General features: G+C 34.2%; 8 protein-coding genes and 1 pseudogene. All 9 read right to left on the reverse strand.

The features are described 5' to 3' along the window. Positions 1-3: 3 nt before the first annotated feature. The 9 genes and pseudogenes from HMPREF9144_RS04995 to rprY all read right to left on the reverse strand — a co-directional run bounded on the left by HMPREF9144_RS04995 (position 4) and on the right by rprY (position 8,129). Positions 4-2,406 (reverse strand): TonB-dependent receptor, encoded by a 2,403-nt coding sequence (locus HMPREF9144_RS04995; protein ID WP_006044806.1) that lies wholly within the window; start codon positions 2,404-2,406, stop codon positions 4-6. Positions 2,407-2,840: 434 nt separating this feature from the next. After that, on the reverse strand, positions 2,841-3,185 hold the full coding sequence (gene rplT / locus HMPREF9144_RS05000) for a 50S ribosomal protein L20 (RefSeq protein ID WP_006044808.1): 345 nt from the start codon (positions 3,183-3,185) through the stop codon (positions 2,841-2,843). A 38-nt stretch (positions 3,186-3,223) separates the two neighbouring features. Continuing rightward, a complete protein-coding gene (gene rpmI, locus HMPREF9144_RS05005) occupies positions 3,224-3,421 on the reverse strand; it encodes a 50S ribosomal protein L35 (RefSeq protein WP_006044809.1) in 198 nt (65 codons plus the stop codon). A gap of 106 nt (positions 3,422-3,527) precedes the next feature. Beyond that, positions 3,528-4,221, reverse strand: a pseudogene (gene infC, locus HMPREF9144_RS05010) (translation initiation factor IF-3). A gap of 120 nt (positions 4,222-4,341) precedes the next feature. Next, entirely contained in the window at positions 4,342-5,415 is a 1,074-nt protein-coding gene (locus tag HMPREF9144_RS05015) for an AAA family ATPase (RefSeq protein ID WP_006044811.1), read from the reverse strand. A 93-nt stretch (positions 5,416-5,508) separates the two neighbouring features. Then, positions 5,509-6,045, reverse strand: a complete 537-nt coding sequence (rplI, locus tag HMPREF9144_RS05020; RefSeq protein WP_006044812.1) for a 50S ribosomal protein L9 — start codon at positions 6,043-6,045, stop codon at positions 5,509-5,511. Positions 6,046-6,059: 14 nt separating this feature from the next. Continuing rightward, on the reverse strand, positions 6,060-6,332 hold the full coding sequence (gene rpsR / locus HMPREF9144_RS05025; protein ID WP_004364847.1) for a 30S ribosomal protein S18: 273 nt from the start codon (positions 6,330-6,332) through the stop codon (positions 6,060-6,062). Positions 6,333-6,334: 2 nt separating this feature from the next. Continuing rightward, positions 6,335-6,679 carry a 30S ribosomal protein S6 gene (gene rpsF / locus HMPREF9144_RS05030; protein ID WP_006044813.1) on the reverse strand — a complete coding sequence of 115 codons (345 nt, stop codon included), beginning with the start codon at positions 6,677-6,679 and terminating at the stop codon, positions 6,335-6,337. 766 nt (positions 6,680-7,445) lie between these two features. Then, entirely contained in the window at positions 7,446-8,129 is a 684-nt protein-coding gene (gene rprY, locus HMPREF9144_RS05040) for a response regulator transcription factor RprY (RefSeq protein ID WP_006044815.1), read from the reverse strand. Between the last annotated feature and the right edge of the window lie 84 nt (positions 8,130-8,213).

The raw sequence follows: 8,213 nt of genomic DNA on the forward strand, positions 1-8,213 counted from the left end.
TAATTATTTAAATAGGTATCTTATCTTTATTCCTATGTAGCGTCCAGGTAACGGACGGTTTAATTCGGACATTGTACGACGATTAGTTAGATTCTTTGATTTTAATGTAATTGTCCAACGGTCGTTGCAAAAGCTATACTCTAGGGCTGCATCCATTGTTATTGAGGTTGGAATTTTACGTTCTTGATACTTACTAACTTCAAAGTCGTAAAAGTATTGATGTATATATGAAGCATCGAGGAGTAATCTAATATTTTGCCCGTGTCCACCAAAGATATTTTCTTTGTGTATTTCGGTACCAAAGTTAGCTAATAGGTAAGGCACATTTGGAATGCGCATATTGCGTGTAGGATTCTCAACTTCTGTTCCTGGAATTGTTTTTCGCATATCACGAAGATCTTGATAGGTTCCGTTTGCATAGATATAGAGTAGAGGACAGATATCTCCTTTAGCCTCCAATTCTATTCCTCTTGTGCGTACACTGCCAAAGTTACGATAGCGTGCCATTGTAGGGATCATATCGGGAGTAAAGCGTATCATATCCTTCAATTGATTATAGAAGCCATTCAGTTCTATTTCTATAAGTCCACCATCGGTTTTTATACGGCGATAAAGAATACCAAGATTTATTCCCGACGTGCGTTCTGGTTTCAATGCTGGTGAGGCAAGTATAGAGTAACCATTACCAATAAGTTCTTCGCTAGTAGGTATGCGTACTTCAGAGTTAAATGAAAATTTAATCATTAAATCGTTTGAAAACTTATAGCGCATAGCGTCACTGAAGCCGAAAAAGTTTTTAGATATCTTTACTGGTTGAGGTTCTTTTACGGAATAAATATCTATACTGCGAGAATGAGATGAGAATAAGAAGTTTTTCAATGTGAACGCATTTTGAAAACGTCCATTAAACAACGTCAAATCGTACGAAAGTCCTACGGTCATTGTTTTCATCTTACTTGGGAAGTTTGCACGGAATCCCAACGATTTATCCATTAAAGAGTCGTTTGGGTATAGAGAGTTTTGATCTGCGTAAATATTTAGGTTCACTGCGTGGTGCATATCAATAGTATAAGCCATATTAAGTTTAGCAGTCAGCTCGTTAGATTTATTGTTTCCATCTGATGCAAAGTTATTTTGTTCACCTCCAAATGGAGAAACTGGGGGAAGAGTTTTTCCATCCCAATCGTAACGATGCATTGCTTTATCGCATAATCCATATTTACCAGATACATATCCTGCATCAAAATCGAGGTCCAATCCATCTAAAAAGAAATTCTTACGTTTCAGAGTCAAAGCCGTAACATAGTTTATAGAATGGTTGTAAGCCTCACGTATATCGAGATCAATACCTTGTATTTCTTGTTTAGTTCGTAATAGAATAAGCTCCCATTTCATTTCATCGAACCACCACTTAGTTGCTTTTATAGATATGCCACCCATAATCTTCTTAAAACTATCATGATTTCGTTCTACAACACGTCCGTCCAAATTAGCTAAAGCCATTTTGTAGTTGTTCTTAGCAAATGATACGACTCCACCCATTCCAAATTGTAAGCCACTTTTATGATTAGTACGCTTTAGAACTGTAGATATTTGGTGCGTATTGAATGAACCTATTTCGTAAGAGAAGTCTAAATAAACGGGTGGATATTCCTTTGTAACCACATTGACAGCTCCTCCTAATGCCGAACCACCGAATTTGTAAGGCACTATACCTTTATATACTTCAATTCGTTCTATCATATTTGTGGGGATATCGTTTAATGCCACGAAGTTGCTTAGCTGCGACATAGGCGTTTCGTCTATATAGATTCCCATTCGCTTTCCTTCCAATCCACGAACAGATATTCGAGATGCACTTCCCATACCACCAGTATTTCGCACTGTAACTCCTACGGTTCTGGCAAGTACGTCGTTAATATTAGAGGCTGTACCTTGTAGTTGTTGTTGTCCTATTACAGATATAGGCATAGCCGATTCGCGTAACTTCCGAATTTCACTCCGAGTAGTTACTGTAACTCCTTCTAACATATTTTCTGTAGGAGTTAATTGTATGTTTACACAAACAGAATCAGATAAGATTATATTTTTTCTTTCTGTTTTGTAACCTATGTGTCTCACAGTTAGTGATGTTTTTAGTAACTTTTGCACACTTACTTTATAGTATCCTTGTGCGTTGGTGGCAATCCCATTACTATTTGCAGCAACAGAAACCCATGCATCAACAATAGGACTACCGGTATTGGCATCTGTTACTTGTCCGCATATAACTGTTTCTTGTGCAGAGAGTGTTAATATAGAAAATAGACAAAGTATGGTCAAGAAGATCTTCTTCCAATTATATTGCGAATTGGAACACAATTTTCTGTTTGTTAAAGCTCTCTTTTTAATTATTATATTATTCATATTTTAGATAAGATAAAAACGAATATAATTCATAGCTATTCAAAAATAAAATGCGTTGTCTGTAATTCTGACAACGCATCTTTAGACATAGGAGTTTCCCCCATACTTTTATTTTCTTACTTTTTAATAGCATCTAGAATTCTATAAATTGTATAATAGATATTTTGGTTGCAAAGATAGAGTAAATATTCAATATGTCCAATACCTAAAAATGAGTAAATTTTATATTTCAAATCATAAATGATGAATTAATATAGGCTTAGACGTAATAGACATTTGATAGACGAAATAAATAACCTAGTAAATATCCATTGCACCTATTTCCATTTTCTAAGATTTATAGTAGGGTATAAATAATGTAGATACATAGTTAACACAAAAAAGGTTGTAAATCTCTTGAATTACAACCTTTTCCTATTAATCTTAAATTTTAATTACTTTACTTTTTCAACAATAGCCTTAAATGCTTCTGGGTTATTTGCTGCAAGGTCAGCGAGGACCTTACGATTAATCTCTATATTAGCTTTATGTAATGCACCCATCAACTGACTATAACTCATATCGTAAAGACGAGCAGCTGCATTGATTCGTTGAATCCAAAGTGCACGGAATGTGCGCTTTTTATTTCGACGATCACGGTAGGCATAGGTTAAACCTTTCTCGTAAGTATTTTTTGCAACTGTCCAAACATTTTTACGGGCACCATAATATCCCTTTGTCTTTTTGAGAATTCTTGTTCTTCTTGCTTTTGAAGCAACATGATTTACTGATCTTGGCATAGTTTTTCTTTCCTTTTAAATTGTTAGACTAATGTTTATTAACGCAGATTTAACAAGTCTCTCACCTGTTTCATGTTGCTATTATCCACAATTGCACTGTGAACAAGATTTCTCTTTTGTTTCTTTGTTTTCTTAGTCAGAATGTGACTGTGGTAAGCACGATTACGCTTTATCTTACCTGTACCTGTGAAGCTAAATCTCTTTTTTGCTCCAGAGTTTGTTTTTTGCTTTGGCATTTTTCTAAATTGTTAAAATTATTATTTATATTCATCTGTGGCAACGTATTACCAAGACGTTACGCACAGGTATTATCAGTTCTTTTTAAAAGACACGTTTAATCTTTTATTCATTCTTAAGTTTATCGAGTGCAACAGAACCATTTTTTGCATTTGCAAAAAGTCCATTGTCTATATTCTCCTTACCTTCTTTATCTGAACTTTTGGCAGCCTCATTCCTTTTGGCTGCATCTGCTGCTTCTTCACGATCTCTACGTTGCTGGCTCTTTTTAGTAACACCGGCTTTTTTTAGGAGAAAGGTAGAGAAACATTTTCTTCCCTTCGAGCTTCGGCAACTGTTCTACTTTTGCTAGTTCTTCTAGATCATTAGCAAAACGTAACAGTAAAACTTCACCTTGTTCTTTAAATAGGATAGAACGACCACGAAAGAAAACGTATGCTCTTACTTTATTTCCTTCATTAAGGAATTCTTGTGCATGTTTTAATTTAAACTGATAATCGTGTTCATCAGTCTGTGGTCCGAAACGTATTTCTTTTATATCTTGCTTTACCTGCTTTTGCTTCATCTCTTTCTGATGTTTCTTTTGCTGGTAAAGAAATTTAGAATAGTCGATGATACGGCAAACTGGAGGTTGTGCATTCGGGGATATTTCGACTAGGTCTACACCCTCTTTGCGAGCAATGTCCAATGCTTGACGAGTAGACATCACTTCTGCATTACCTTCATTTACCACACGCACTTCTCGTGCATGAATTTGTTCATTCACACGATACTGAAACTTCATTTTGTCATTTTTCATCAACTATAATATAGTTTTATATTATTAAACGCCTGCAAAGATACTGCTTTTGCTATAATTGACCAAATTTTTGTTCTATTTTATTTGTGATATCTGTATGAATCTGTTGTGAGGATAGAATTATTTCTTTAGAGCTAAATTATAATTATAATACTTTGTGATTCCTGTTATATCTTCAATTATTTCGATGAAGGGAGGAAAAATGATATCTTCATGTTTGAGTATTCCCTTCGTCTCTAGTATTTGTAAACCTTTATATGGATCTATGAAGGTGTCTAATTCAAAGAATTGTCCTTTCCAAATGAATGTTTCTCGCATTTTATGTATAGGTTGTCTATACGGATCTGCTTGCCGAAGTAATGATTCATATAGGTTATTATCAATTTGTCGTTCGGTTTCAACTTGCTCATTATTAGATAGGATCTTTTTTGTGGTATGAACATTTACAGTAAGTCCATTTAAAATTCGCCGTCTCAATCGAACCTCACTATACGGCTCAGATGTTAAATAAGTTTGTGTTATTTCACTTACTATTGCCTCGGGAATATTATCTTTCAGTCGTATAATATACTTTCTTTCTTCAACTGCCTGACGTGGAATTTCTAAAACATCAGAAATTTCCTGTAATACTCTTTCTAGCTTGGTTTCAAAATCTTCATGGTTATTTATTACACGTAGATGTGGATGTTCTGACCATGCCTGAATGACTTTCTTATCAAGTATACGTGCTAATTCAATGCCCTCTGTTCGTTTATTGTTTGTAGCAGTTGTATAAAATTGTTCAGCACCATCTGCTGCACTTACAAGATGTAAAACTGCATCATAACGAGAACGCAACATCTCGTTATTCATCTTTGCATCGGATATTATTTGATTCCAGAGTACTGGATTCATATAGGCAGAGATATCCATTGTTCCTCGATCGCAAACGATAAGAACTGGTTGCTTGACACTCTTTGCCATTTGTAAGAATTTATCTTCTAAAGCTATTTGCATCTCTAAGGTTGCTTTTTCGCCTTCGTAAAATAAATCTTTATTATCTGTGAGATAATCCATTCCTGCTTGTAAGAATAGAGTAGGTAACTCTGGTATAATGAACACCTTATATCCAATGCTAGAGAAGTGTTCCATTATTTTAACTAAAGCAGTGGTTTTACCAGCACAAGGACCTCCTGTTAGTACTATTTTTTTCATAGAAAAGAAAATCCCTCACATCTATAAAGATGAAAGGGATTATGCTATAATGTGTTTAATAAATCTATATAAATTCTCTTTTGAATATATATATTATTCAACTGTTACTGTTTCTCCTTCCACAACATCAATTTCTTCGGTAGGAGTCTCTACAGTTTCTTCTGTTTTTTCAGCCTTAGGCTCTGGTTGATTTTCTGCAACAACAATTACAGGTAATTTTATCTCTACATCTTTAAAGAAATGAATTGTAGCCTCAAAGGTTCCAACTTTCTTTATGTCGCGCATAGTGATAATCTTACGATCAACTTCTATACCCTTTTTCGCTAATTCTTCAGCTACAGTTGCAGTATTTACAGAACCATAAGTTACACCTGTTGTAGAAACTTTAGCAGCTATTACTAATTCAACACCTTCAAGCTGTGCTGCACGTTTTTCTGCGTCAGCCTTCTTTGCAGCAATTTTAGCTGCTTGTTGTTTCAGGTTCTCTGCTAATTGTTTTTTTGCAGAAGATGATGCAATTACGCCTTTTCCTGTTGGAATAAGATAATTACGACCATAACCACCTTTTACATTCACAATATCATTCTTGTAGCCAAGTCCGATAATATCTTCTTTAAGTATGATTTCCATCTTTAGCCTCCTTTTTATTTCATCAAATCGGTTACGTATGGAAGCAAAGCTATCTGACGAGCACGCTTAACAGCTTGTGCTACACGACGCTGATACTTCAAAGATGTACCTGTTATACGACGTGGAAGTATTTTTCCTTGTTCATTTAAGAATTTCTTAAGGAACTCACCGTCTTTATAATCGATGTATTTTATACCACTCTTCTTAAAGCGACAATACTTCTTTTTCTTTGTGTCGATTGATGGAGCGGTCAAATAGCGGATTTCTGTCTTCTTCTGTTCTGCCATAATTATGCCTCCTTTACTGCTGCCCACTTTGCACGACGTTTTTCAGCATACGCTGCTGAATATTTATCTTGCTTTATGGTGATAAAACGAATAACTTTCTCGTCACGGCGGAAGCCTGTTTCGAGTGTCTTTACAACTGAAGGTTCAGCATTAAACTCCAACATTGCATAGAAACCAGATGATTTCTTCTGAATGTTGTAAGCTAACTTTTTGAGACCCCAAATCTCTTCATTCAAAATATCAGCTCCATTTTCTATGAGCAGATTTTTGAATTTAGCGACCGCTTCCTTCATCTGTTCATCAGACAAAACGGGAGTCAAAATGAAAACGGTTTCGTATTGATTCATACTACTTTTATTGAATATTAATTAAAAATTATGCACTCCACTTAGAAATGCGATGCAAAATTACGATTCTTTTGTGAGATAACCAAATATTTTTTATACTTTTGCAACTAATGGGTAAATATATTACATATATAGGGCTTTTTAGTATAGTTGTGGGAATTGTATTTTTCACTATTCATATTCTGTTTCATATAAAAGGGAATATACTGCTTTTTGGCGGATTAATATTGGTTATTGGAGGTACAATTGTTTATGTGAAATCTCAAAAGAATTCATAATGTCATATACATATATAATATAGTATTATGGCGGGAGAGAGGATCTGTAGAAAATAGATTGGGAGATTATAAAACGGTGTTTACTGTTTACTCACAATTTAAATAAGATATCTCAATATTCTAGAAAAAGCTAGTAAATGTTAGTACTTTTATTTTAGATATCTGGCACGCTTGTCTCAGATATCTATTATGCTTGTTTCAGATATCTCTCAGTTGCGAATTTGATATCATAACAATTGACGGCCTTTGTGATTTTGTATTATAATAACTGAACAACATTTATTCAGGTGTGGTGATTATAAATTCTTTTATCCTTAAATGTTTTCTTTTAAGTTATATTATAAGTTTTTGAACAACAATATATTTTCGATATTTTCTTATAGAAAGATGGAAGTTATTACATACGTTTTCTTTCCATAGTGTGTCCATCTCTTTTCTATTATAAAAAAAGAGCTCAATGAACACACGTCATTGAGCTCTTGCTTATTCTACTCTTCGTCTGGTACTATAAGTTTATATCCTTTGCCATGAATATTTATGATTTCTATTTGGTCGTCAGCCTTCAAATGTTTACGTAATTTAGTGATATAAACATCCATAGATCGTGCATTAAAGTAATTATCATCAATCCAAATAGTTTTTAAAGCATAATCGCGCTGCAATATTTCATTAGAGTGTGCGCAAAGCAAAGCCAACAACTCATTTTCTTTTGTTGTTAGTTTCGTAGCTTTTTCAGGATCATTATCAAGTGTAAGAAGTTGCTTTTGTGTATCAAAACTAAAACGCCCAATTTGATAGAGAGTTGATTCTTTTGTTTTCTTTCCTCGTACACGACGTAGAATAGCCTCAATACGGAACACTAGTTCTTCCATAGAGAAAGGCTTAGTAATATAATCGTCTGCTCCAATCTTAAATCCTGCAAGAATATCTTCCTTAAGCTGTTTAGCTGTCAAGAATATTATTGGAATTTCTGCATTTGATTGACGTATTTCTTGTGCTAATGTAAATCCGTCTTTTTTCGGCATCATTACATCAAGAACACAAATGTCGTACTTGTTTTTTAAGAAGGTTTTATATCCCACTTCTCCATCAGGGCACAAATCAGCTTGATAGCCCTTTGCTTGTAAATACTCACTTAACAGTGTTCCGAGATTTTCATCGTCTTCACACAATAAAAATTTTGAATTTTTCTTCCATATTGTTTCTTTTTTATAAATTATTATTGTTTTCTATTTATCTAATAACACTGGCAATAT

It is taken from the genome of Prevotella pallens ATCC 700821 (assembly GCF_000220255.1).
Classification (GTDB): domain Bacteria; phylum Bacteroidota; class Bacteroidia; order Bacteroidales; family Bacteroidaceae; genus Prevotella; species Prevotella pallens.

Excerpts from the sequence above, each read along its gene's own strand:
- HMPREF9144_RS04995 (WP_006044806.1), bottom strand. The coding sequence starts at position 2,406 with ATGAATAATATAATAATTAAAAAGAGAGCTTTAACAAACAGAAAATTG.
- rpsR (WP_004364847.1), bottom strand. The coding sequence starts at position 6,332 with ATGGCAGAACAGAAGAAGACAGAAATCCGCTATTTGACCGCTCCATCA.
- rpsF (WP_006044813.1), bottom strand. The coding sequence starts at position 6,679 with ATGAATCAATACGAAACCGTTTTCATTTTGACTCCCGTTTTGTCTGAT.
- rplI (WP_006044812.1), bottom strand. The coding sequence starts at position 6,045 with ATGGAAATCATACTTAAAGAAGATATTATCGGACTTGGCTACAAGAAT.
- rplT (WP_006044808.1), bottom strand. The coding sequence starts at position 3,185 with ATGCCAAGATCAGTAAATCATGTTGCTTCAAAAGCAAGAAGAACAAGA.
- rpmI (WP_006044809.1), bottom strand. The coding sequence starts at position 3,421 with ATGCCAAAGCAAAAAACAAACTCTGGAGCAAAAAAGAGATTTAGCTTC.
- HMPREF9144_RS05015 (WP_006044811.1), bottom strand. The coding sequence starts at position 5,415 with ATGAAAAAAATAGTACTAACAGGAGGTCCTTGTGCTGGTAAAACCACT.